Raw genomic sequence first — 23,461 nt, forward strand, 5'->3', positions numbered from 1 at the left:
TGTGTTTCCCAAAAAAAACTACAAGCCGCCCACCTACTCATCCAAATACTGGTGCACAAACTTGATGGCCATGGACCCCTCGCCCACCGCCGAAGCCACCCGGGCCATGGCCCCGGCCCGACTGTCGCCGGCGGCGAAGATGCCGGGCACGCAGGTTTCGAGCAGGTAGGGCTCCCGGCTGTGCTTCCAGCTGGTGGCGTAGCGCGGGTCGGCTACCAGGTCGCGACCGGTGAGCAGGAAGCCTTTGGCGTCGCAGAGGGCCAGGTCGCAGATCCATTCGGTGCTGGGCTTTGCCCCGATAAAGACGAATAACGCCCGGGCCGGCCGCACTTCTCGCTGCCCGTTGTTATCGATGACGACTTCTTCGAGGTGGTCCTGGCCCCGCACTTCCTTCACCTGAGTAAAGGGCAGAATCTCAATGTTGGGCGTCTGGCGGATCTGCTCGATAAGGTAGGCCGACATGGACGCGGCCAACGACTCGCCCCGAATCAGGATGTAGACTTTGCGGGCGTAAGTGGCTAAGTACATAGCGGCCTGCCCGGCCGAGTTACCGCCCCCGACGATGTAGACGTCCTGCTGGTCGCAGGAGCGGGCCTCGGTTCGGGCCGCGCCGTAGTACACGCCCGCGCCCGTCAGCTGGTCGATGCCGGGCACTTCCAGGGTACGGTAGCTCACGCCCATGGTCAGGACCACGGCCCGGGTGCGGATGTTGCTGCCGTTACTCAGGGTCAGCACTTTATAGCCATCCTGCACGCAAAGACTAGTGACTTCCTGCGGAGCCAGCATTTCGGCCCCGAGGCGCACGGCCTGGGTCCAGGCGCGGTGAGCCAGTTCGGCGCCGCTCAGGCCGGTAGGAAAGCCCAGGTAGTTTTCGATACGGGAGCTGGTGCCCGCCTGCCCGCCCGGCGACTGGCGCTCCACAATCAGGGTTTTGAGTCCTTCGGAAGCCCCGTACACGGCCGCGGCTAGCCCGGAGGGCCCCGCCCCAATAACCACTACGTCGTAGAGCTCCTGGGTGGCCTCGGAGGCCAGGCCCATGCGGGCAGCTACAGCCCCACGCTCCGGCCGCGAGAGGGCCGTGCCGTCTTCGAAGACTATCACGGGCAGATCTTGGGCCGTGAAGCCGGTGCTACCCAACAAAACCTGAGCCTCAGGATTGGTTTCGAAATCAAGCCACTGATAGGCGGCCATGTAGCCGGCCAAGAAGTCCTTGAGTTCGTGGGACAGCGGCGACCATTGAAACCCAATCAGGCGCAATCCCTGGAAACGGGGCTTGTATTGGGCCTGCCAGGCAGCCAGCAGGTCGTGCAGGGTAGGGAAGAGCAGCTCCTGGGGCGGGTCCCAGGGCTTCATCAGGTAGTGGTCGAGGCGGGCGTTGTTGATAGCCCGGATAGCGGCTTCGGTATCGGCGTAGGCGGTCAGCAGCACCCGTTTGGCATCGGGGTAGATGCGCCGGGCCTGCTCCAGAAACTCCACGCCCTCCATTTCGGGCATGCGCTGATCGGCCAGAATCAGGGCCAGGGGTTCATTACGGGCCTTGAGTTCGTGCAGGGTTGCCAGAGCCTCGGCCCCGGAAGAAGCACGCAGCACCCGATAGTCGCGCCGGAACTCGCTGCGCAGGTCCCGGTCGATGGCGCCCAGCACCTGGGGGTCGTCGTCGACGGCGAGTAGAACGGGTTTCTTTGTCATGGGTTTATCAACTAAAGTGCCGGCGGCTTTCCTGGTTTTGTTTAATTTCTGACCTGCTTTTCGGGCTAATTGGGCCGGCGGCTTTCCGTATACCATCCGTATAGGCACAGTATAGGCACCCTTTACCCACCCTAAGAAGGTAGCATTGAAAAATTACTATCGGGCATCTGAGCAGCCCTTTCCCCGGCAGACGCTTTAGCCAGGGTTTTGATGGAGTAGGCCCGCGTCATTGTTTCGCTACGCTCGCCATGACATGCTTCACTCATTCACTATCTCACCACCTCACCAACTGGCAGCCAGGCGCAAAACTCGGTGTGGCCGGGTTGGGAGTGGACTTCTAGCCGGCCGCCGTGGTTACGGATGATGCGCTGGGCAATGTCGAGGCCCAGGCCGGTGCCTTCACCGGCCTGCTTGGTGGTGTAGAACGGCTCAAAGATATGGGGCAACACTTCAGGTTTAATGCCCGGACCATTATCGAGGATGAAGACCCGCAGGAAGTCGCCCTCCAGGCGGGTGCGCACGGTGATTTCGCCCCCGGCGGGCAGCGCGTCGATGGCGTTGTCGAGCAGGTTGGTCCACACCTGGTTGAGGCTGCTGACTTGGCCCCGGATGGCAGGCAAGGTTTCGGCGTAGTCGCGGGTGAGGCGAATGTTCTTAGCCCGCAACTGGTAGCCCAACATGTTGAGGGTACTTTCCAGGCCGGCTTTCACGTCAAGCAGAGCGTAGTCGCCGCCCCGGTCCATGTGGGAGTAGGTTTTCACGTTCTGCACCAGCGTACTGATGCGGGCCCCGCTTTCCTGCACGTCGTGAATCAGGCGCAGCATGGTAAGCTGGCCTTCAAGCCAGGCAAAGGCGGCGGGCAAGGCGGCCTCGGGCAGGGCCGCGCCCACGGGCTCCAGCTGCTCCAGGGTCAGGCCGGCCTCCATCAGGCCGGCCGCCAGGCGGTAGCCGTCGGGTATGCCCCGGTCTTCAAGCCAGCTGGCAATATCGTCTTCCCGATCGGCGCACACCAGCGCCGACATCACCCCCAGCGGCGACTCGCCGGGCACGGCCAGGGCCATCAGGGCCGCCAGGGCATCGGGCTCGGGGCAGTGGCGCACCAGCTCCAGCAGCAGGCCGGGCTTGGCATCGGCCCGCTCGCGCAGGGCCTGGGCCCCGCGGGCGATGGCGGCAGCGGGGTTGTTGAGCTCGTGGGCGAGGCCGGCCGAGAGCTTGCCCAAGGCCCGCAGCTTCTCGTCGCGCTCCTGCCCACGGGCTTCGTCGCGGGCCCGGTCGCTCATCAGGCTCACCAGGCGCTGCACCAGCTCGGGACTAGCTTGCTCCAGCTGGGGAAACAGGTCACGGTGCAGCATATACAATACCGTATGACCCACGGCCAAGCCGTAGCCGCCCACAGTGCGCAGGCGGGAGTAAGGCAGTACTCCGCTCACCTGGCCGGCTTCCATGCGAAATATCGGCTCCCGCTGCCCGTTGCGCACGGCATAGTACTGTAGGCCGCCGGCCAGAATAGCCATCATATAGCTGGCCTCATCGCCGGGCTGGAGCACGGTTTCGTTGGGAGCGTAGGCCCGCTGCTCACCGTGAGTTATCAGCCAGTCGAGGGTTTCGGGCGGCAACCCCACGAAGGTAGGAATGACCAGTAAGTCGGCGGGGGTGAGGGTAGGGGTCATGGCAGCAGAACGTTAGAGCCAGGAAATATAGGGCAAACCACGTGAACAGGGCCGGGGTTTGCCGGGGGCTGGATAGCCTAGGAAGCCGGGTTTTGTCCGTAAATTTCGACCAGTCTTTCCTAACCTATCATGTTTTGCGGATGCGTCCAACTCTTACTTTTTATTCGCTGGCTGTTCTGCTCGTATGCTGGCTTAGCAGCTGCGTTTCAGTCCAGGCCCAGTCCCTGGACCCCATCTTTAAGCCCACCGTGCTGAAAGCCCCGCTTGCAGTAGGTGGTTTACAAGCCGTGAACACGCTAGCCGTGCAGGCGGATGGTAAAATCCTGGTCGGCGGGGGCTTCGACTTCATCAATGGCGACCTGACGGGCAAGCTGCTGCGCCTCAACCTGGATGGCACCCCCGACCCAACGTTCAATATGGACGGCCTGGGAGCCAATGGGTACGTATCGACGGTGCTGGTGCAGCCCAATGGCAAGATTCTAGTCGGCGGCGGCTTTACTACCTTCAATGGGCAGGCCCGCAGCATGGTGGTGCGGCTCAACACCGACGGCTCACTCGACAACACGTTTACGTTCGGTTCGGCCGCTTCCGTGCGCCAGATCGGCAGCCTGGCGTTGCAGCCCGACGGTAAGATTCTGGTGGGCGGCGGCCTGAGCTTGCAGAATACTCCCCAAACCGGGGGGCTAGTGCGGTTGAACCCTGACGGCTCCCTGGATTCTTCATTCAGCGTTGGGGGCACGCTGGTACAGGGAGAGATGATTTGGGCCATCCTGGTACAGCCTGATGGCAAGATCGTGGTTGGTGGCACCTTCACCGACTTCAACAGGCAGGGCATTGCCTCCTTGGTTCGGCTGACCAGCACGGGGGCTATTGACCCGACCTTTTATACGGCCAATATAAATACGACCGTAGGCCCCGTATTTACGCTGGCTCAGCAGCCTGATGGTAAGCTGCTCGTGGGTGGCAGCTTCTTGCAGCTGGGCGGCCAGCCTGCAAAATACATAGCCCGCCTATTGCCCGACGGTACTTACGACAACTCCTTCCAGCCGGGCACCGGTCCTAATAGCGTCGTGCGGGCCCTGTATCTGGAGTCCAGCGGCGGCATTCTGATTACTGGGTCTTTCACGCAAGTAAACGGCGTGAGCCGGGGCCGCGTAGCCCGCCTATCGGCCACTGGTAGCCTGGATGCCAGCTTCGCGACCGGAGCCGGCGTGAATGCCACTACCAGCGCCCTGGCGCTGCTGCCCACCGGGCAAATACTGCTGGCCGGGGGCTTCACGCAGCACGACGGGGCTAACTACAGCGGTTTGGTGCGCCTGAATGCCACTACGGGTCAGGCCGAAGCGGCTTTTGGTCCGATTATCGAAGCCCGTGGCACGCTGAGCCAGCTGCTACCTTTGCCCAGCGGGCAGATGCTGGTCAGCGGCAACTTCACCCAGCTCAACGGGCAGGCCGTAGCTGGGGCCGCTAACTCAGTGCGCCGCCTCAACCCCGACGGCAGCCTGGATGGCAACTTCACGGCACTGGCAACCGGAACGCTGCATGCCGTGCAGGTCGATGGCAGCTTCTACGTCACCAGCGGCACTACGCTGCGCCGCTACCTGGCCGATGGTACCCTGGACAATACCTTCACCGCCCAGGCTTTTTCCTCCTTCTCCTCAGTCCAGGGCGTAGTGGCGCTACCCAACGGGCAGGTGTTTGTGCACGGCCAGTTTAATAGCTATGGCAGCCGCACGGGCCTGAGCGGACTGATACGTCTCAACGCCGACGGTACCCCGGATAATACCTTCGTGCCGGCCTCTGCCCCCACCGACCGGCGCGTGCAGCAAGTGCTGACCCAGCCCAGCGGTAAGCTTGTCGTCGTGTCCGATGTAGTGAATACCTTCATCACCACCGTGACCCGCCTCAACGCCGACGGCAGTGCCGACAACAGCTTCTCGGTGGGTAGTGCCGCCGGCTCCGGGGCCAGCTACCAGGTAGTGATGCAGCCTGATGGCAAGCTGCTGGTAAGCGGCCCCTTTACCAGCTTCAACGGACAGGCCGCCCCTTACGGCCTCACGCGCCTGACCGCCGACGGCGCCCCCGACCCTACCTACACGGGCGTAACGACTTACTACATTCCGCGTCTAGTGCAGCCCGATGGCCGCTTACTGGCCCTGCAGAGCAACACGCCTTCACCCGGTGCTAGCGCCGCACTGGTGCGCCTCAATGCCGATGGCAGTCTGGATACCGGCTTCAGCCCGGTGGCCGTGCCACATTCGATTTTTACCAATGATGGTAACATAACGGGTATCAAACTGCAGCCCGCCGACAATAAAATCCTGCTCTACGGCTCGTTCTACTACGTAGCCGGGCAGGTGCGCATCGGTTTGGCCCGGCTCACCAACGTCGGCGTTCTGGCGACGCGCCCCGCCCTGGCCGCCCGGCCGCTGGAAGTGTATCCCAACCCGGCCCACGAGGCCGTGACGGTGCGGCTGCCCGCGACCTTGCAGGCCCGACCCGCTACCCTGCTCGATTTGCAGGGCCGCCTCGTGCGCACCTGGACCATACCAGCCCGCCAGGCCGAGATGCCCCTGAGCCTGGAGACCCTGCCGGCCGGTGTGTACTTGCTGCAGGTACAGGATGCCGGTGGCTTATACCAGCAAAAGGTAGTAGCGCACTGATAAGAGTTGAGCCTAATGTATAAAAGCCGGCCCGTCGTTCGACAGGCCGGCTTTTTTGGTTACCGCCCCCAACGCACAAAGACCGTTCGGGCTGGTCGGAGCGGCAGTTAGAGAACCAGTCGCGTGCTTACTTGCCCGTGGCTGGGGCGGCCGGAGTCTCGCAGTTGTCGGGTTTTAGGTCGGCGTTCTTCTTTTTGTACGTCGACTCGGTTACTTCCGTGAACGTCATCTTCACCGTCATCAGGCGGGTTTTCACGTCGCCCTGGATGTAGTACACTTTACCGGCTTCCAGGTTCAGGTCGAACTTGTCTTGGTCGGGCAGATTGAGGCCGCCGGCCACCGAAGTAAACGAAGTTTCTCCGGGCTTGAGCGTACTCACGAAGTAGCGCTTGTTGCTAAGGCGGCACAGCTCCACACCGTTGGCACGCACGGTAAAGTTGGTGGCAGCCTGCCCCAGCATCGGTGGACGGTAGAATACCACGGTGGCCATTTCGGGCGTGGGGGTGGGCAAGGGGCCCTGGGCAAAGCAGGTGCCGGAGGCTACGGCCAAGAACAGGCCGGTGCAGAGTGCGTAGCGCATATGCAGTTAAGAAGGATAAAGAGTTTAACCCCTAAATATAGAGCCGTGGGCCGCATTGTTCAGCTTTGGGGCCGGATTTCTCGCCGATTTAATCGTTTCTTCATTCCGTAACTCTCCGGGCTTCTGGCTCAGGGTCCCGGCCCCGCCGCTCCCGCGTGAAAGCCGGCAAAAACTCCGTTCTTGCCAAACTATTTAGCCGCCGCACGCATTATTTAGTATTCTCTCCTACCTGTTTACATGGCCAAGCTCAAGACTCTCTATTTCTGTCAAAAATGCGGTGCCCAGTCAGCTAAGTGGATCGGGCGCTGCCCGTCCTGCGGCGAGTGGAACACCTACGTGGAGGAAGTAATCCAGAAGGACGACACCCAGGCGGCTGGCTCCTGGAAACCGCCTACGGCCAGCCCCGGCGGCAAAACCGTAGCCAAGCCCCGCGTCATCGGTGAAATTCACTACGAGGAAGAATCCCGCTTCGACACCAATGACTCGGAGCTAAACCGGGTACTGGGCGGCGGCCTCGTGCCGGGCTCGTTGGTGCTGATTGGCGGGGAGCCGGGCATTGGCAAAAGCACCCTGATGCTGCAGATTGCCATGAGCTTGCAGCAAATGAAGGTGCTCTACATTTCGGGCGAGGAAAGTGAGCAGCAGATCAAGATGCGGGCCGAGCGCCTGGGTCCCCAGCACCCGCAGTGCTATATCCTGACCGAAACCAACACCCAGAACATTTTCAAGCAGATCGACCAGCTGCAGCCCAACGTGGTCATCGTGGACTCTATCCAGACCCTGCATTCGGGCCTGGTGGAATCGGGGGCGGGCTCGGTAAGCCAGGTGCGCGAGTGCACCGCTGAGCTGCTCAAGTTTGCCAAGGAAACCGGCGTGCCGGTGCTCATCATCGGCCACATCACCAAGGACGGCTCCATTGCCGGCCCCAAGATCCTGGAGCACATGGTGGACACCGTACTGCAGTTTGAGGGCGACCGGCACCTCTCGTACCGCATCCTGCGCACCACCAAAAACCGCTTCGGTAGCACTTCGGAGCTCGGTATTTACGAAATGCAGGGCACCGGTCTGCGCCAGGTGAGCAACCCCTCGGAGATTCTGCTCAGCCAGCGCACCGAGAGCCTCAGCGGCATGGCCATTGGGGCCACGCTGGAAGGTAACCGGCCCCTGCTGGTGGAAGTGCAGGCCCTGGTAACGCCGGCTACCTACGGCACGCCCCAGCGCTCGGCCACTGGCTTCGACGCCAAGCGCCTGAACATGCTGCTGGCCGTGCTCGAAAAGCGTAGCGGCCTGCGCCTGGGCCAGCACGACGTGTTCCTCAACATTGCCGGCGGCCTGCGCCTCGACGACCCGGCCCTGGACGTGGCCGTGTGCGCCGCGGTGGTATCGTCGCTGAACGACTTGCCAATTCCTGGCAACGTGTGCTTGGCGGCGGAAGTGGGGTTGAGTGGCGAAATCCGGGCGGTAAGCCGGCTGGATCAGCGGCTGTCGGAAGCCGAGAAGCTGGGGTTCCGGGAAATGTACATCTCCCAGTTCAACGCCCGCGGATTAGATTTGGCCCGATACGGAATCAGAGCTCAACCGGTAGGCCGCCTCGACGAAGTACTTAGCGGATTATTCGGGTAAAACCTTTAAAACCTAGGTTCTGCGGGGCCCTTACGAAAAAAGCCAAAATCTGGATTGGACTTTCTCAACCCGAATACCGTATCTTCGGTATAAGAATTGGCTTTTCCCGCGAAATCCTAGTCCCGCACGGTTTTAAACAATACGGGCTGGGATAAAGCTAATTCCCACGAATAACTAGCGCTTGATATCACCTACCGATGGCATATTCTTTCCGCTCCTGTATACCAGGCCTACTCGTGGGCGCGCTGCTAGCCTTACCCCTGGTGGGTCGGGCGCAGGGCACCGTGACCCTGACCGGCAAAATCAGCAGTAAAACGAACGATACAGTAGCCGTATCCGTGCGCGAAAGTCCGCTGGACCCCAAAGAGCAGATCACCTATGCCAAGGTCGACAACCGGGGTGAGTTTCGCCTGGCCCTGACGGTGAACGGCCCCACCAAGGCTGACCTAGTGTACGGCGACGACGTGGCCAGCCTGTTTCTGGAGCCCGGCAATGCCATGGAAATCCGCTTCAAGGGCAAGGACCTGTCCTCGACGGTGAGCTTTAAGGGCAAGGGCGCCGAAGCCAACACCTACCTGGCCGAGCTGGATGAGCGGTTTGTGGAAAACGACGGTTTTCAGGTACTGCCCGACAACATCAACCTCTACGAGGCCCCTTTTCTGTCGTTTCTGGACTACCGGCGCAAAGAGGAAAAGAAGTTTTTTGAGAACTACTCCCAGAGCAACGATCTGAGCCCGGCCTTTAAGGAATACGCCAAGGCCGAAATCGAGTACAGCTACGCCAACGACCGGCTTACGTTCCAGGACCTGCGCGAACAGGTGGTCGCCACCGAGGGTCGTCTGAAAATGACGCCGACCTACTACGACTTCCTCAATGACAAGGCCTTGATCAACAACCCGGCGGCTTTGGAGAACGAGCAGTACCAGGAGTTTCTCATCAACTACGTGCATCACCTGGCCGTTGCCAGCAACCACCAACGCTCCGACCCCGACTTCTACCAGGTGTGCTACGACATGGCCAAAAACCAGCTCTCCGACCCCGTACGGGCGGTTATTATGGGCCGGGTACTGCAGGAGTCGTTCCGCTTCGGGCACGTGAAGCAGTCGGCGGCTATGCTGCAGAACTACCACAGCATCGACACCAAGAACGAGTATTACCCCGTGCTCCAGCACGATTTTGAAACTCATAAGGCCTTCGCCATTGGCGCCCCGGCCCCGGATTTCAAGCTAATTTCCTCTACCGGCGACAGTATTACCCTGCACAGCCTGCGCGGCAAGCTGGTGTATATCAACTTCTGGCGCACCACCAGCGGCCTGAGTCTGCGCGACCTGCCCTATGCGGCCGAGCTGGCCAAGAAGTTCGACGGTAAGCCTATTGTGTTTCTCAATGTGGCGCTCGACGAGAACGAGCCGGCCTGGAAACAACTGGTTATCGGCAAAAAGCTGGCGGGCACCCACGTCCGGGCTACCGGTGGTATGCGCTCCGCCATTGCCCGGGCCTATGCCATTCAGGACGTGCCGGCCTACTTCCTGCTCGCCGAGGATGGCACTTTTCTCAATACCAAGCCTAAGCGCCTGAGCAGCCGCGCTGCCGTAGACGAAATCAAGGAGTCGTTCGGCAAGGCTTCCACGTATAGCAGCACGCTACCCTCATCAGCAGGCAAATAAGCGCAGCCCATATTCAGTTACTCAAAACGCCTCTCAGTTATCTGGGAGGCGTTTTTCTTGCCCTTTGCTTGTAGCAACGAGCAGCCAAAACCACCGAAATGAACTCGGGCGCAAACTCTTTACCGTAACGCGGGGTTACTTGCCGCACTTCGGCTGCTGTTGCCGACCTTTACTGCGCATGGCTTCCACTCTTACCGACGGTCTGAATTTTCTGAGCAAGCTCACCCCGCGCCGGGCCCTGAACACGGCCCAGGTGGTGGGCGGCTACGCCCTGAGCAAACTCACGGGCAAGGCCCGGCACTGGGGCTTGCCGCTGGCCTTAAGTTTCGAGCCCACAACCAGCTGCAACCTGCGCTGCCCGGAGTGTCCCAGCGGCCTGCGCTCCTTCACGCGCCCTACTGGCATGCTGCCCGACGAGCTCTTCAAGCGCACCATCGACGAACTGCACAAGCGGCTGTGGTACCTGATTTTCTACTTCCAGGGGGAGCCGTATCTGCACCCTAACTTCCTGGACTTGGTAAAGTATGCCGCCGATAAGGGTATCTATACCGCCACCAGCACCAACGCCCACTACCTCAACGACAACAATGCCCGGCGCACGGTGGAGTCAGGCCTCGACCGGTTGATTATTTCCCTCGATGGTACCACCCAGGAAGTGTACCAGCAGTACCGGGTGGGCGGCAAGCTGGATAAGGTCCTGGAAGGCACCAAGAACATCGTAAAGTGGCGCAAGGAACTGAAATCCAGCACCCCGCGCATTATCTTCCAATTCTTGGTGGTGCGGCCCAACGAGCACCAGATTGAAGACGCCAAGCAGCTGGCCAAAGATCTGGGCGTGGATGACGTTTGGTTTAAAACCGCTCAAATCTACGACTACCAGCAAGGCTCCCCGCTCATCCCGACCATCGACTACTACTCGCGCTACGAGAACAACAACGGTACCTGGAGTATCAAGAACAAGCTCATCAACCACTGCTGGAAAATGTGGCATAGCTGCGTCATCACCTGGGACGGCCTGGTAGTGCCCTGCTGCTTCGACAAAGACGCTGAATACCGCCAGGGCGACCTCAAAACCGAGTCATTCCGCCAGCTCTGGCATGGTGCCAAGTACCAGCAGTTCCGCGCCTCCCTGCTCAAAGGCCGGGACCAGATAGAAATGTGCCGCAACTGCACCGAAGGCACCAAAGTGTGGGGGTAGCGGTGAACTGGTGAACTGGTGAGTTTTTTGTTCCAGCAGAGCTGACGGCACCCCCCGTGTCATTGCGAGGCGCAGCCGTGGCCATCCGTCCTGTGAAATGTACTAAGCTCCCTTATATGAAAAGCCCTTTTTCGTCGCAACGGAAAAGGGCTTTCTGGTAGAAGAGAGAACCACCATTTCATCATTTCATTATCTCACCGCTATTCCGTCCAGGGGTACATATCCGGCGGAGTGTGTTTATTGGCCTCAGTGGGTAGCGGGTGCAGGGCTTTGGTCTGGTCGAGGAAGAGGAAGGCGTCGTAGCGCTCGGCCATCAGGGAGGGAACGTAATTGCCGTACTGCTCAAACTCCGGACGGTAGACGACACCGATGGCGCGGTGGCCAAAGGTCTGCTGCCGGGCGGCCGTGCCTTTTAGCTCGGAGGAAAGAAGCAAAGCATTTTCTCCTTCCAACTGGTTGTGCAGCAGCTCCTCCCAGGAGCCCCGGGTAGCGCGCGGCACGGGCATCACCTCCCACGGCGCCCCCCAACGCTTGCCGGCAATGACGCTACCCTGGTAGGAGCCAAAGCCCACGGCAAACACCTGCTCCCGACCGTACTGCTCCCGGGCCAACTGGCCGATGTTCACGGTGTTGTCGCGGGCCATGTCGGTGAAACGGGCGTCGCCGATGTGGGTGTTGTGCTCCCAGATAATGGGTTTGCTGTCGGGGCCGTGCAAGTCGAGCAGGCGGGTCAGGGTTTCCATCATGTGGCCGTCGCGCACATTCCAGGAAGCAGGCCCACCTTTGATCATGGCCCGGTAGTAGCGCTCGGCATTCACGGCGACTAGGGCATTCTGCTCGGCGGCAAAGGCCGTTTCCCGGTCGAGGCCGGCGTGAGTTTTGGTGGCACGTAGCTGCCGCCGCAGGGTTTGTAGCATGGTGGTTACCTCGTCCTCGCAGTCGTCGGAAACGAAGGCCACGGCCTGGGCGTACTCCTGCGGGTCGTCGCCGTAGGGCTCAAAGCACTTGAAGGCTTTATGCGCGGCGGCCACGGCTCCGTCGCCCTGCTTGCTAACGAACTGCAAAATCTCCTGCAACGACTCCCAGAGGCTGTACACGTCGAGGCCGTAGAAGCCCACCCGCTCGGGCATGGGGTGCTGCTGGTTGTGCTGGTGTAGCCAGTCGATGAGGGCCGCTATTTCCCAGTTGCCCCACATCCAGGTGGGCCAGCGGTTGAAGGTTTGCAGGAGCTTGGCAGCAGTGCCATACTCCTTCTGGTCCTGCTTAATAGCGCAGTTGACTTCAAAGCAGTCGGGCCAGTCGCCTTCCACGGCAATGAAGTTGAAGCCTTTTTCCTGAATCAGGCGCTTGCTCAGGGCCGCGCGCCAGGTGTAGTATTCGTGGGTGCCGTGGGAGGCTTCCCCAAGCAGCACGATGCGGGCGTCGCCAATGGCGGAGAGCACCGCATCGAGGTCGGTGGCGGAGCGAAGCGGGTGGGTGGGTAGGGCAACGTTCTTCACAGTTCAGGTTGGGTGGGGTGAAAACGCAAAAACGCGCCTTGGCCAGGCCAAAGCGCGCTCAGTTGAGCTTGGTAGTTAAGCTAAAAGGCTATTTGTGGGCCTTTTTCAGGTTTTTACCGAGGTCTTCTACCTTGGTAAAGAACTCCAGCGTATCGGATTCGGCGTAGGTGCCATAGGCGGAAGAAATAGTACCCCGCAGACCGTCATTACACTCAATGGCGTAGAGAATCGACATATCGTCGGGGTCACTTTCGCCCTCGAAACGGTAGAAATCGACGATGGTTACTTCCTCAGGGCCGTAGGTTTTCTTGTTCTCCGAGTTGAAAGAGCAGAGGCGGCCTTCGCGCACGGTAAAGTCTTCGGAGAAGCCGTCGGAGCTGAGCTTTTTCTCTACGTTAATCAGGGAGCGTTCTTCTTCTTTGTCTTGCATGGTCGTAGGGGTTCGGGTTGGCGGGAGTGGTGTTTTGGAAAGTAGGAAAGAAAGGTAAAAACAAAGCCCCCGTCTCCGCTATACGCAGCGAAGACGGGGGCAGGTTGTCTGAAGTTAAGCGGAAATTAAAACCGCGCCGGAAGCTTATTTAGCAGCAGCCCGGGCCGTAGCCGTTTCGATGGTACGCTGCAGCCGGTCCACGTCAATGGTCGAGCAGGCGCCGCCGCAGCCTTTGGCGCAGCCGCTGGCCGTTTTGACGAAAAAGGCCCGCCAGAAGATCCGGCCCACGTAGAACGTAGCCGCCAGGAAAAGCAGGGCAATGATGGTGTATTGCAGAATCATAACGCCCACAAAACTACGAGGAAGGGAGAAAAGTTTAAGGCTAATGGGCTAAAAGGGAGAATGAGTTGATGCTCCACGTGTCCCTGTGAGGAAGAAGGACAGACGGGAAAGTCGCACCTTACCCCTGCTGCCAGAACTGCCCTATCGTTTGCTGCATTTCGGTGTGGACGCGGCTGTTGCTGGCCACTATCTGGCGGCCGAAGAGCGGGTCGCCGTCGTGCAGAAACTGTGTGACACGGCCGCCGGCTTCGCGCACGAGCAGGATGCCAGCCGCTACGTCGTAGGAGTTGAGGTTGAATTCGAAGAAGCCCTCGAAGCGGCCAGCGGCTACCCAGGCCAGGTCGGCGGCGGCGGAGCCTACCCGGCGCACGCCGTGGGAGCGTTGCATAAAGGCACCCAGTACCTGGAGGTAGTCCTGAAGCTGACCAAACTGGGTATAGGGAAAACCGGTGGCAATCAGGCTCTGGCTTAGCGTTTCGGCATCGGACACGCGGATGGGCTGGTCGTTGCAGAAGGCCCCGCCGCCGCGCACGGCCCGGAAGGCTTCGTCCCGGGTCACTTCGTACACCACACCAGCGGCCAATTCGCCGTTGTGCAAGAGGCCCACGCTTACGCAGTAGCAGGGCAGCCCGTGGATGAAGTTGGTGGTGCCATCAAGCGGGTCGATAATCCAGGTGTATTCGGTATCGGAGCTGGTAGCCAGGCTGTTGCCGCCGGCAGTGCCTTCCTCAGTGATAAAGCCCGCGGCGGGCAGGAGCTCCCGGAGGCCGGCCACGAGCAGGCGCTCTGCTTCCTGGTCGACGTACGAGACCAGGTCGTGCAAGCCTTTGGTTTCGACCCGGCTCCGGTCGAAGGAGGCGGCTTCCTGGCGAATAAACTGGCCGGCGCGGCGGCATACTTCGGCCAGGCCGAGGCTAAGTTGGGTCAAATCGGTCATAAGGAAGAATACTCCGGCACGGGTGCCGGGTTACGGAAGCAGGGATTAGAGTGTGGCGCGCAGCTGGAGCAGGAGCAGGGCGGTGTAGGCCCCGGAAATGATAATAATGGCCCGCCGCAACGTGCGTCCGGTGGTAGCTTTCCAGGATTCATCCACCTGCTGCCGGGGTTTGCCCAGCACGGTTTTGCCTTCCGTCAGACGGTAAAACCAGAGCATGATGGTGTAGAAAATCAGCGGCAGCAGCCACGGGGGCACAAGTTCCATAGGTTCAGAAACAGATTATTCGGGCCGGAAATCAACCCACCGGCCATCAACGAGCTTTTCCCGGCTGCCCCACTGCGGATTTCCCTCCGCCTGGCCTTTAATGCGCACCGGGGCAATCCAGTTCTGCTGACAATGCTCGACTACGTCAGGCAACGGATACCAGTCGCTGGGCGCTACGCTGTACTTCTGCTGCACCATGCTTTCGGCGTCTGCCACTGTCTCGTACCACTCATCCCAGAGGTTCTCGCCGTCTTGGAGAGAAGCAAAGCCGAAGAGGTACACGCCACTGGCGCTATCGTCATGAATCATCAACCGCACTACTTCCGTGGTGGGCTGGGGTACCTGGGCGCCCTTCCTCATGCCGGGCGGGCTACCGGCTCCGTTGCGGCAGGCTGGCCGGCAAAGCGGCGGTTCAGGCCCATAATAAGCGTGCCGATGAGCAGCAGCACGGCCAGTACTTGCATCCCCGGGCCCAGCAGCTCGCCGTGACGCACGTAGAACGTCAGCTCCTCATTGAGCTGCACGGTGTAGCGGCGGCCGGTTTGCACCCACCAGCCGGTTTGGCTCCGGATACGGCCTTTCTGGTCGATGAAGGCCGAAATGCCGGTGTTGGCCGAGCGGGCAATGTCGCGGCGGGTTTCGATGGCACGCAGCGTGGCGTACTGCAAGTGCTGGTTGTGGCCGGGTGAGTCGCTCCACCACCCGTCGTTGGTGATGATGCCAATCAGCGTGGCCCCGTTCTTAATGTACTGGTTTACAAAGTCGCCGTACACCGATTCGTAGCAGATGACCGGGGCCACGCGCAATGTGGAGTCGGCAGCGGCCATGCGGTACACGGTGCGCTCCTTCTGGCTGCCCAGGCCGCCGGCCGTGCCGCCCAGGTCGATGGTGGCGGCTTTCACCCAGTTGGGCACGCCCTCCACGCCCGGCACCAGCCGCGACTTATGGTAAAACTCGGCTTTGCCTATTGCGCTAGGAAAATGGACGGCCGTGTTGAAGAAGTCGTAGTAGCCCAGGTCGTCGCGGAAGCGGGCCGTTTCGCTGGCCGTTTCCTTGCTTGGGTAAGCCACCACGCTGGTCACGCCGGTGATGAGCTCGACGCCGGGGTGCATCCCCAAAAACTGCCGCACGCGCTGCACCTTGGGGTAGGTTTCAAAGTTTTGCTCCCAGTAAGGTTCATCCAGGGCAGTTTCGGGCCAGAGCACCAGGCGGGTCTGGGGGGTGAGCTGCTTTTCGGTGAGCTGAATCAGGCGGGTGAGCTGCTCATCGTAGGAAATGAAGTTGGCCGTACCCTCAAACTTCTCCTGGAAAGGGTCTACGTTGGGCTGAATCACCAGCACTTCCACTTGCTTGCCCTTTTCCTGGTAGGTTTCGCCAATCAAAAAGGACAGGCCGATGGGCAGAACCGTAGCCAGCACTGGACCCAGCCAGCGGCGCCAGGGCATAGTGGCTACCGTCGTTTCGGACTTGGCACCTAACCCAAACAGGGCCTTGAAGATCAGAAGATTGACCACCCACACCCAGAGCGAGCCGCCCAAAAAGCCGGTGTACTCATACCACTGAATCAGCTGGTTGGCCTGGGCAAAGCCGTTGCCGAGCGTAAGCCAGGGCCAGGTAAAATCCCAGTGCAGATGGAGTTGCTCGAAGGCAATCCAGTAGATAGGCAGGGAAATGTAACCCAGCACCGGGCCCGCCAGCCGTTTGGTGTGGTAGAAGGCCATGGTGGGCAGGCACATCAGCAGGGAGTTGAGCACCACGGCCGTGACGCCACCGCCCACCGTGCTGTAGCTCACCCAGTAGGTTACAAACAGGTTCCAGAGTACCAGCGTGAGGTAGGTGTAGCGAAACACCTTCCAGCCGCTGCTGCCCCGCTGCACCAGTACCTGCTCCATTCGCAGATACGGCACCCAGGCCACGAGCAAGAGCAAGGCCAGCGGCGCCGGATGCACCGGCCAGCCCGTCCACAACAATGCCGCGGTGAGCAGGGCCAGCCCCGCCGGCCCCCACGTGCTATTCCCGATTTCCTTGAACGACGACAACGATTTCTCCTTTAATGGCTTGACGGCCCGCAAAATCGGCCGCCAGCTCGGCCAGCGTCCCGTTCACGGTTTCCTCGAATAATTTGGTCAGCTCCCTGCTCACGGAAGCCAGCCGCTCGGGCCCAAAGGCCTCGGCCAGCTGCTCCAGCGTCTTGACGATGCGGTGGGGCGACTCGTAAAAAATCATGGTGCGGGTTTCCTGCTGCAACTCCCGAATGCGGGTTTGCCGGCCTTTCTTGACCGGCAAAAAGCCCTCAAACGTGAACCGCTCGGCCCCGAAGCCCGACTTGAGCAGCGCCGGCACGAAGGCCGTGGCCCCGGGCAGGCACTCCACTTTCAGCCCTTTGGCCAGGCACTCGCGTACCAACAAAAACCCCGGGTCGGAAATTCCGGGCGTGCCGGCATCCGACACCAGAGCCATTTTCTCGCCTTTTTCGAGGCGGTCCAGCACCCGCTGCACGGTCTGGTGCTCGTTGTGCAGGTGGTAGCTGAGCATGGGCTTTTTCAACCCCAAATGCTGCATCAGCCGGCCGCTGGTGCGGGTATCTTCGGCCAGCACCACATCCACTTCGCCCAGAATCCGGATGGCTCGCAGGGTGATATCCTCCAGGTTGCCGATGGGCGTGGGCACCAGATACAGAACAGTAGGCGTTTCAGACGAGTCAGACATAGAAGCAAAGGTAACACCCGCAGCCGCTACCGGCACCCGCCCTTGGTAAGTCTACCGACTTACCCGTCCATCCAAGCTGCCTTTCTGCCACTCAGGCTCTACTTGAATACACCGCAGAAGCATTAGTATACCCCAAAACCGATTTCAGATACACTGAAGCCTGGTTTTGATACCTACTAGCTCACGCCATACCGCACGGCCACAATGTCAATGGCAGCGGCCAGACGGTGGTCGCGCTTGGTGACGGTGTTGCCCGCGTCGTGGGTGCGCAGGCGAAATTCGACTCTATTGTACTCATTGGCCCACCACGGATGGTGGTCGAGGCGCTCGGCTTCGGCGGCCACTTCCGCCATAAAGGCCCAGGCGGTTTTAAAATCAGGGAAGACGAAGCTGCGAGTCAGGCTATTGTCGTATTCGGTCCACATGGCGGTTAGGCAGTTAGCTGGTAGCGCACCTGCATCAGGGCAAAGCCGAGCAGGTTGAGGCCACGCCAGGTTTCGGGAGTGGCAGCGTCGGCGTGGTCCTGGGCTAGGCCGATGCCCCAAATAGCATCCACGGGGCTGGCTTCTACCAACACTCGGCTTGCGGTCTGGAGCAGAAACTCCTGCAAAGCCGGGTGCTGACTGAACTTGGCCGCGTTGCCTTGCACCACAATGTCGAAGCGGGCCGCCAGCCAGGCGGCCTCGTCGAAGTTCTTGATTTGGCGACCCAGGCGCTTGGCATCGTTGGGGCTTTTGGCGGCCAGGATGGCGGCCCGGGTGGTTTCGTCCTGAAAGAGCCGGGCCTTTTCGGCCATCATGTAGTGCTCGGCTGTGGGGTAGGAATGTCCTTCGAGCTCAAAAACAGCCGGGTACCACTGGCTGAAGCATTCCTTGCCCACCGTGCCGGGTTTGCCAGTGTGGCCCCAGAAGTAGAAGTACTCAAATGACTGCCCGGCGGCCAGTGCCGTGCGCAGGGCGTCCAGGGTGTAGATAGGAGCGGAGTAAGGAGAGTTTGCCATAGCAGCCGCAGTTTACGGCCTTTCCCGAAACCACATTGCACAACCCTAGGCAAAAAAACCTAGTACACCTCCTTACCACCCTGTTCAACCTAACCCTACAACCGACCCCCATGGCTATTGACCCGAATAACCGCCCTGTGCGGGTAATAAACGACGACACGACCAACCAGGAGTTTGAGGCCGGCCACATCATCCCCGATGCTGATCCGCCCAAGAACGAAGCAGCCCGCGGGGGCTTCGGCAACCGCGAAGGCAAGGAAGGCTACGGCACCGACAGCGGTACGGGCAGCACGGCCGTATCGGTCAACGAAGATGCCGACCGCCCCGACCACCCCGCCGACAACTTCCGCACCGCCGACGAAGGTGCCGACCAGCGCCCCAACCAGGACCTGCCTTCGGAAGACGACATGGACGAGCGCCGCGTAGCCCCGCCCATCGATGAACTCGAAGCCGACGACCAGCGCCGCGGCCGCGACGAAATGCAGAACCCTAACTCCCGCGTGGGCATGGGCCAGATGGAGCAGATTCAACCCGACCCTTCCAAGGTAGGGGCCTCCACCCAGACCAACGCCGAGCTAACCGACCCCAACGCCACTGATACGGCTATTGACCAATAAGGCAGCGGGGCGGTAGCCAGTGCGTTAGCGCCCCCTTGCCCGTTGGTTTATTTTTTTCTATTGCATTGCTTTTCCACCCTTAACCAGCAGAACGCCATGCCTTACAAGAGCAATAACACCAACCAGCAGTCCAAGGAAAACCACGGCAGCCCTTCCCAGACCGAGCAGCCTAAAGGCGCCGGTAATTTGCCGGTAAACGACCGGCCCGAGGAAGTGGAAGACCGTCTGGAACAGGAAGCGCAGGATGCGCCGCAGCGCCACCCCAACCGCAACCTCGAAAAGCCCGACCTCGACAAGCCTCCGTACAGCTAGACCTGCTTACACCTTAGGCGACCAACAGGCGCCCGGCTCCCGACACTACGTCGGAGGCCGGGCGCCTTCGTTTTTTGCTGAGCCGCCAACCGAATATACGAGTAGTGCTATACAATCACCCCGTTTATCATGCCCAACGGCGTGTTGGTGTAATAAACTTTAGCCCAGGCCCCCTGCCTGCCACCTTTAGGGTATACCTCAACCCCTGGCAGCAGCCCGCTAGCCCTTATCCATCTTCTAGTGCTATGAATTACAAACAGCTACTCCGCCCTCTGTTCATTGCTGCCGCTCTGGTAGGTGCCACCTCTGCCGCCCAGGCCCAGCAGGAGCACAAGATATACGCCGACAACTCGCTCAACTCGTTGGGCATTGGCTCGTCCTTTTCCTACAATCTGTGGAGCACTTCCTACGTGGGCTTCAACCTGAACAAGCAAAACTACTGGACCAGCGACTGGAAAACCTTCTCCGACGGTGGCAACAACGGCGCTTCGGCCGTGGTGGGCGGCATCGGGGGCTCTCTGATGTTTCTGACCCTGCCCACTTCCAATGCGGTGGCTGGCGGCCAGACCATTTCCGACGTCAACATGCCCAACCTGGTGCGCATGACCCTGCACCCCGACGGCCGCCTGCAGATCGGCAACAAGCGCAGCATCGGCGTCCACCAGGATGCCAAGCTGTCGGTGCATGGTAAGGTGACGGCCACTTCGCTCTACATCCTGGCCGACGGCCCCGGCAGCTGGGCCGACTACGTGTTCGACAAAGAATACCGGCTCACCCCACTGCCCGAACTGGAGCGCTACGTGCAGCAGAATCATCACCTGCCCGAAGTGCCCACCACCGCCGACGTAGCCGCCAACGGGGCCAACCTGGGTGAAATGAACGTGCTGCTGCTCAAAAAGGTAGAGGAGCTGACCCTACACCTGATTGAACTCAACAAGCAAGTGCAGCAGCTCCAGAGCGCGCAGGCCAGCAAGTAAGCGGCTTCTATTTACCCCTCTTAACTAGAAGCTCTTACGTATGAAAAAGACTGCACTCGGGTGCTTACTGGGCCTTTCGCTGCTCGGTAGCAGCACCCCTACCTGGGCCCAAGCACCGGTATCGTGCGGGGCGGTAAACCCCACCGACATGGTGGGCAACTTCGCCGCCTGGGACTGGGAAACCGCACCCTCCGACCCCAACTACTGCAAAATCTGGGCAATCCGGACTACCAACCAAGCCCAGGGCGTGTCGCATGGGGCCCCTTGGGAGCGGGCAACCGGCAAACTTCAGCGCATTGCCTACGACCGGGACTATACCCGCGCCAAAGGCTGGGAATTGCTGCGGATGAACCTGGGCGCTCAAAGCCCGGTGGCCGTGCCCTACGTGATTCTGTACAACAAATACACGGGCATGATCCGGACGTACTTCTGGCTTAACAACCGGACGTACCAGAACGGGGCCGTTATTACGATGAGCCACAGCTCCGTAAACGGCACCGGCAGCACCGGTGTGCTGGCCATGACCAATACCCAGCTCGTAGCGGCCGACAAGTACTTGGCTACCAACAACTACACCGACGAAATGATATCCTACGTGGCCAAGATGACCTCGCAGGAAGGCTGGATTGTCGGGGAGTTTAGCGCCACCTACGACCCCCACTTTGCCAACTCCCGCTACTCGGGCAATTCCCTGGACTTCAACATCTTTGGCACGGTTTCGAGCGACATTACCTTGGGCGGCAGCCTAAGCTTTAAGACCGATGCGCAGGAAGGGTATGCCCTGGCCGGGCCCAAAACCCAGATGGTGCAGAACGACCCGAGTGACCCGACGCGCCTGAAGAAGTTTCTGGCTACCGGCAAGCGGGTTCTGGGTTCCGTTTCGGCCGACGACGCCGACAAGTTTCTGAACAAGGTTCACGAAGGTGGCCTGAAGCTGGCAGCTTCCAGCAATAGCAAAGCCTCTAACACCGGCTTGTCCATTGCCAATGCCACCCGCCCGGCAAACCAAGGCGGCGGTCTGCGCAAAACGGTGGGCACGGTGCTGGGCGCGGCCAGCGTGGTCAGCAGTGCCTTTGGTATCATCGGGCAGATTGTGGGCGCTATCTGGCCCGCTGATGAAGCCACGGCTCCTTCCGAGCCCGCCTTTACGCCCACCATTTCCGAAGGCTCTATCTCGATGTCGGGCAGCATTACTACCACGTATCCGCTGATGGGCGTGAGCATACAGGTGCCCGGCACGCCGCACAACGCCAATGACCGGTCGACCCAGCCGTACTATAATAACCCGCTGGGCGTCTTTACCATCAAGAACACGCCGGTACTGAACAAAATGCAGTACACCTACTATGCCGGCTACGACACGTCTTACGACCCCTGCGGCGCCAATGGACAGGACGGCAATTGCATGTCGACGGGTCACTATCGGGACCGTCGAGAAGCTATGGACTCGTACCAGGTGCAAAACGACCTGGTTGGCGCGTTCAACAAGCCTGCCGGGCTGGAGCTGGTTTCGGCCCAGGCTGCTCTGGTTGGGGAGCTAGCTGGACCTCTTTTCGAGCACAGTTATGAGTACCACGAGGATAATGGTGCGGGTGTCACCCAGGACGGCGTCTACCACAACTACATGGACTGGCAGTTCAACTCGGACATCCTGGAAATTACCCGCCTCGATGTACCCGGTCAGCCCAACATGTTCCAGACCAAGTTCGTGGATATCAGCTGCTTCAAGAACATGGCCTTCACAGTGAAGCGTGGGACTAAGGTCTTCGTGCGAGTAAAAGCCGAGCTGAAGCGCCAGGGTACCACCGATGACTCGCCGGTTATCTACTTCGTGCAGGACTATGCTGTGCAGGTGAATACCAGCGGTGTAACGGCTACCAACCCCCGCTATCCAAATGCCGCCTACCCTGCTGATCCGCCCTTCTCGAACCTGCTGGCCGGGCAGCCCGAATACTGGCAGTCGCTCAACGACCCGACGTATACCTGGCCCGGAACGTACCAGGCCATGGGTGACCTCACGGCCTCCGGCCTTGTTGACCATGCCAACACGACCACGCCGACGTACTACATGGGCTACTCCGTGAGCTTACTGCCTGGCTTTGGCGTCACGCCCGGTACCAATTTTGTCGCGGGTGGGGTGTTCCAGAACAACTGTGGCAATAGTCTGGTGGAGGTAAACGTGCAGAATTCGCTCTACAACCTGAACGCCTACCGCCCCATGGTGCTGGCCGCCACGGAAACCAATCCGGTCCGCTCGGAGGGCTTCGTGGTGTATCCCAACCCGACGCGGGGCAAAATAACGGTGGAAACCAACGTGCTGGCGGCCAGCGGCCCCATCACCCTGACCCTGTATGACCTCTACGGTCGGACGCTGCGCGAAATCAAAGACATTCCGGCCGGTAGCACGGCGTATCAGCTCGACCTGCAGGGCCAGCCGGTTGGCGTGTATCTGCTCAAAATGCGTACGCCCACCAAGAGCGTAAGCCAGAAAGTGGTAGTCGAATAAGCCCGGCAAACCGGAAACCGCAGGAGCTTCGTATAAAAATTCTGCCCTATCTCCCGGGCAGGATTTATCCCCTGGCATGGCCCGCTACGTCACTACCGATATTCACGGTTGTCTGCACACCTTCCGCCATCTGGTGGAGGGTGTGCTTGTTTTACAGCCCCGTGATGAGCTCTACCTGCTAGGCGACTATGTCAACAAGGGCCCCAACAGCCGCGGCGTGCTCGACTATCTGATGGATCTGTCCCGGCGCGGCTACCAGGTGCAATGCCTACGCGGCAACCACGATCAAGAGCTGCTCGACGCGGCCCGAGGCCGGACGCACCTAGCCTGGGCCTCCCAGGCCGACCGTAGCCTGACGCTCGAAAGCTTCGGAGTGGCGGCGCCAGCGGAAATTCCCGAGCCTTACCTGCAGTGGCTGGAGGCGCTGCCTTACCAGCTCGATATTCCGGGCTTCACGCTGGTCCACGCCGGCTTCGACTTTCGCCAGCCGCCCGAGAAGATGCGCACCGACTGGCACACGATGCTCAACATCAAGCAGTTTACCTTCGACGCTTCCCGCTTGCAGGGTCGCCGCCTACTGCACGGCCACGTGCCTACGCCTACGGCTCATATAAAGCAGGGGGTCAAGCAGAAAGCCGGGGCCATCGGGCTGGATGCCGGCTGTGTGTACCGCCTCAACCCGGAGCTTTCCCACCTGGCCGTGCTGGAGCTGGACTCGTTTGAGCTCACGCTGCAACCCAATATTGAGCCGGCATACTTTATCATGCAGCGCTAAGTG

22 protein-coding genes are annotated in these 23,461 nt (G+C 60.4%); 9 read left to right on the forward strand and 13 right to left on the reverse strand.

All coding sequences use genetic code 11. The features are described from left to right. Window positions 1-33: 33 nt before the first annotated feature. On the reverse strand, window positions 34-1,689 hold the full coding sequence (locus MUN80_RS04755) for an NAD(P)/FAD-dependent oxidoreductase (RefSeq protein WP_244720301.1): 1,656 nt from the start codon (window positions 1,687-1,689) through the stop codon (window positions 34-36). Window positions 1,690-1,958: 269 nt separating this feature from the next. Continuing rightward, entirely contained in the window at window positions 1,959-3,359 is a 1,401-nt protein-coding gene (locus MUN80_RS04760; protein WP_244720304.1) for a sensor histidine kinase, read from the reverse strand. A gap of 140 nt (window positions 3,360-3,499) precedes the next feature. Between MUN80_RS04760 and MUN80_RS04765 the strand changes: the two genes are divergently transcribed. Beyond that, window positions 3,500-6,022 carry a T9SS type A sorting domain-containing protein gene (locus MUN80_RS04765; RefSeq protein ID WP_244720307.1) on the forward strand — a complete coding sequence of 841 codons (2,523 nt, stop codon included), beginning with the start codon at window positions 3,500-3,502 and terminating at the stop codon, window positions 6,020-6,022. A 127-nt stretch (window positions 6,023-6,149) separates the two neighbouring features. Here MUN80_RS04765 and MUN80_RS04770 read toward each other — a convergent pair whose 3' ends face one another. Further along, a complete protein-coding gene (locus tag MUN80_RS04770; protein WP_244720310.1) occupies window positions 6,150-6,602 on the reverse strand; it encodes a DUF2846 domain-containing protein in 453 nt (150 codons plus the stop codon). Between the two features lie 237 nt (window positions 6,603-6,839). Between MUN80_RS04770 and radA the strand changes: the two genes are divergently transcribed. From radA to MUN80_RS04785, 3 genes are all read left to right on the forward strand, one after another. After that, complete coding sequence (gene radA / locus MUN80_RS04775) at window positions 6,840-8,225, forward strand: DNA repair protein RadA (protein WP_244720313.1); 1,386 nt, start codon at window positions 6,840-6,842, stop codon at window positions 8,223-8,225. Window positions 8,226-8,422: 197 nt separating this feature from the next. Beyond that, window positions 8,423-9,892 carry a TlpA family protein disulfide reductase gene (locus tag MUN80_RS04780; RefSeq protein ID WP_244720315.1) on the forward strand — a complete coding sequence of 490 codons (1,470 nt, stop codon included), beginning with the start codon at window positions 8,423-8,425 and terminating at the stop codon, window positions 9,890-9,892. Window positions 9,893-10,070: 178 nt separating this feature from the next. Next, window positions 10,071-11,090 (forward strand): SPASM domain-containing protein, encoded by a 1,020-nt coding sequence (locus tag MUN80_RS04785; RefSeq protein WP_244720317.1) that lies wholly within the window; start codon window positions 10,071-10,073, stop codon window positions 11,088-11,090. A 200-nt stretch (window positions 11,091-11,290) separates the two neighbouring features. Here the strand turns inward: MUN80_RS04785 and MUN80_RS04790 are convergent, their stop codons facing one another. The 10 genes from MUN80_RS04790 to ybiA form a co-directional block, all read right to left on the reverse strand. Further along, window positions 11,291-12,589 (reverse strand): erythromycin esterase family protein, encoded by a 1,299-nt coding sequence (locus MUN80_RS04790; RefSeq protein ID WP_244720319.1) that lies wholly within the window; start codon window positions 12,587-12,589, stop codon window positions 11,291-11,293. Window positions 12,590-12,677: 88 nt separating this feature from the next. Then, the gene (locus MUN80_RS04795) at window positions 12,678-13,019 is read right to left on the reverse strand and encodes a hypothetical protein (RefSeq protein ID WP_244720321.1); all 342 of its coding nucleotides are present in this window, start codon (window positions 13,017-13,019) and stop codon (window positions 12,678-12,680) included. Window positions 13,020-13,163: 144 nt separating this feature from the next. Continuing rightward, on the reverse strand, window positions 13,164-13,361 hold the full coding sequence (locus MUN80_RS04800; RefSeq protein ID WP_244720323.1) for a FeoB-associated Cys-rich membrane protein: 198 nt from the start codon (window positions 13,359-13,361) through the stop codon (window positions 13,164-13,166). A gap of 118 nt (window positions 13,362-13,479) precedes the next feature. After that, complete coding sequence (locus MUN80_RS04805) at window positions 13,480-14,298, reverse strand: inositol monophosphatase family protein (protein ID WP_244720325.1); 819 nt, start codon at window positions 14,296-14,298, stop codon at window positions 13,480-13,482. Between the two features lie 45 nt (window positions 14,299-14,343). After that, window positions 14,344-14,562: a hypothetical protein gene (locus MUN80_RS04810; RefSeq protein WP_244720327.1), complete on the reverse strand. Its 219-nt coding sequence runs from the start codon at window positions 14,560-14,562 to the stop codon at window positions 14,344-14,346. Window positions 14,563-14,577: 15 nt separating this feature from the next. Next, complete coding sequence (locus MUN80_RS04815; protein WP_244720329.1) at window positions 14,578-14,922, reverse strand: hypothetical protein; 345 nt, start codon at window positions 14,920-14,922, stop codon at window positions 14,578-14,580. Continuing rightward, the gene (gene lnt / locus MUN80_RS04820; RefSeq protein WP_244720332.1) at window positions 14,919-16,601 is read right to left on the reverse strand and encodes an apolipoprotein N-acyltransferase; all 1,683 of its coding nucleotides are present in this window, start codon (window positions 16,599-16,601) and stop codon (window positions 14,919-14,921) included. Before lnt ends, MUN80_RS04815 begins: the two co-directional genes overlap by 4 nt. Beyond that, window positions 16,573-17,271, reverse strand: coding sequence for a 16S rRNA (cytidine(1402)-2'-O)-methyltransferase (gene rsmI, locus MUN80_RS04825; RefSeq protein ID WP_244720335.1), 699 nt, complete (start codon window positions 17,269-17,271; stop codon window positions 16,573-16,575). The genes lnt and rsmI overlap by 29 nt, the downstream gene beginning before the upstream one ends. Before the next feature lie 176 nt (window positions 17,272-17,447). Further along, window positions 17,448-17,696 (reverse strand): 4a-hydroxytetrahydrobiopterin dehydratase, encoded by a 249-nt coding sequence (locus tag MUN80_RS04830; RefSeq protein WP_244720338.1) that lies wholly within the window; start codon window positions 17,694-17,696, stop codon window positions 17,448-17,450. Between the two features lie 5 nt (window positions 17,697-17,701). After that, window positions 17,702-18,271, reverse strand: coding sequence for a riboflavin biosynthesis intermediates N-glycosidase (gene ybiA, locus MUN80_RS04835; protein WP_244720341.1), 570 nt, complete (start codon window positions 18,269-18,271; stop codon window positions 17,702-17,704). Window positions 18,272-18,381: 110 nt separating this feature from the next. Here ybiA and MUN80_RS04840 point away from each other — a divergent pair, with 110 nt between their 5' ends. The 5 genes from MUN80_RS04840 (at window position 18,382) to MUN80_RS04860 (ending at window position 23,458) form a co-directional block, all read left to right on the forward strand. After that, the gene (locus MUN80_RS04840; protein WP_244720344.1) at window positions 18,382-18,888 is read left to right on the forward strand and encodes a hypothetical protein; all 507 of its coding nucleotides are present in this window, start codon (window positions 18,382-18,384) and stop codon (window positions 18,886-18,888) included. A gap of 96 nt (window positions 18,889-18,984) precedes the next feature. After that, window positions 18,985-19,200, forward strand: coding sequence for a hypothetical protein (locus tag MUN80_RS04845; protein WP_244720347.1), 216 nt, complete (start codon window positions 18,985-18,987; stop codon window positions 19,198-19,200). A gap of 245 nt (window positions 19,201-19,445) precedes the next feature. Next, the gene (locus MUN80_RS04850; RefSeq protein WP_244720349.1) at window positions 19,446-20,177 is read left to right on the forward strand and encodes a hypothetical protein; all 732 of its coding nucleotides are present in this window, start codon (window positions 19,446-19,448) and stop codon (window positions 20,175-20,177) included. A gap of 40 nt (window positions 20,178-20,217) precedes the next feature. Next, on the forward strand, window positions 20,218-22,683 hold the full coding sequence (locus MUN80_RS04855; protein WP_244720352.1) for a T9SS type A sorting domain-containing protein: 2,466 nt from the start codon (window positions 20,218-20,220) through the stop codon (window positions 22,681-22,683). Between the two features lie 76 nt (window positions 22,684-22,759). Beyond that, complete coding sequence (locus MUN80_RS04860) at window positions 22,760-23,458, forward strand: metallophosphoesterase family protein (RefSeq protein WP_244720354.1); 699 nt, start codon at window positions 22,760-22,762, stop codon at window positions 23,456-23,458. Window positions 23,459-23,461 lie beyond the last annotated feature (3 nt).

Source organism: Hymenobacter cellulosivorans, from assembly GCF_022919135.1.
GTDB classification, from domain to species: Bacteria; Bacteroidota; Bacteroidia; order Cytophagales; family Hymenobacteraceae; genus Hymenobacter; species Hymenobacter cellulosivorans.

Coding starts and splice junctions, on each gene's coding strand:
- MUN80_RS04755 (WP_244720301.1), bottom strand. CDS start 1,689: ATGACAAAGAAACCCGTTCTACTCGCCGTCGACGACGACCCCCAGGTG.
- MUN80_RS04760 (WP_244720304.1), bottom strand. CDS start 3,359: ATGACCCCTACCCTCACCCCCGCCGACTTACTGGTCATTCCTACCTTC.
- MUN80_RS04765 (WP_244720307.1), top strand. CDS start 3,500: ATGCGTCCAACTCTTACTTTTTATTCGCTGGCTGTTCTGCTCGTATGC.
- MUN80_RS04770 (WP_244720310.1), bottom strand. CDS start 6,602: ATGCGCTACGCACTCTGCACCGGCCTGTTCTTGGCCGTAGCCTCCGGC.
- radA (WP_244720313.1), top strand. CDS start 6,840: ATGGCCAAGCTCAAGACTCTCTATTTCTGTCAAAAATGCGGTGCCCAG.
- MUN80_RS04780 (WP_244720315.1), top strand. CDS start 8,423: ATGGCATATTCTTTCCGCTCCTGTATACCAGGCCTACTCGTGGGCGCG.
- MUN80_RS04785 (WP_244720317.1), top strand. CDS start 10,071: ATGGCTTCCACTCTTACCGACGGTCTGAATTTTCTGAGCAAGCTCACC.
- MUN80_RS04795 (WP_244720321.1), bottom strand. CDS start 13,019: ATGCAAGACAAAGAAGAAGAACGCTCCCTGATTAACGTAGAGAAAAAG.
- MUN80_RS04800 (WP_244720323.1), bottom strand. CDS start 13,361: ATGATTCTGCAATACACCATCATTGCCCTGCTTTTCCTGGCGGCTACG.
- MUN80_RS04805 (WP_244720325.1), bottom strand. CDS start 14,298: ATGACCGATTTGACCCAACTTAGCCTCGGCCTGGCCGAAGTATGCCGC.
- MUN80_RS04810 (WP_244720327.1), bottom strand. CDS start 14,562: ATGGAACTTGTGCCCCCGTGGCTGCTGCCGCTGATTTTCTACACCATC.
- MUN80_RS04815 (WP_244720329.1), bottom strand. CDS start 14,922: ATGAGGAAGGGCGCCCAGGTACCCCAGCCCACCACGGAAGTAGTGCGG.
- rsmI (WP_244720335.1), bottom strand. CDS start 17,271: ATGTCTGACTCGTCTGAAACGCCTACTGTTCTGTATCTGGTGCCCACG.
- MUN80_RS04830 (WP_244720338.1), bottom strand. CDS start 17,696: ATGTGGACCGAATACGACAATAGCCTGACTCGCAGCTTCGTCTTCCCT.
- ybiA (WP_244720341.1), bottom strand. CDS start 18,271: ATGGCAAACTCTCCTTACTCCGCTCCTATCTACACCCTGGACGCCCTG.
- MUN80_RS04840 (WP_244720344.1), top strand. CDS start 18,382: ATGGCTATTGACCCGAATAACCGCCCTGTGCGGGTAATAAACGACGAC.
- MUN80_RS04845 (WP_244720347.1), top strand. CDS start 18,985: ATGCCTTACAAGAGCAATAACACCAACCAGCAGTCCAAGGAAAACCAC.
- MUN80_RS04850 (WP_244720349.1), top strand. CDS start 19,446: ATGAATTACAAACAGCTACTCCGCCCTCTGTTCATTGCTGCCGCTCTG.
- MUN80_RS04855 (WP_244720352.1), top strand. CDS start 20,218: ATGAAAAAGACTGCACTCGGGTGCTTACTGGGCCTTTCGCTGCTCGGT.
- MUN80_RS04860 (WP_244720354.1), top strand. CDS start 22,760: ATGGCCCGCTACGTCACTACCGATATTCACGGTTGTCTGCACACCTTC.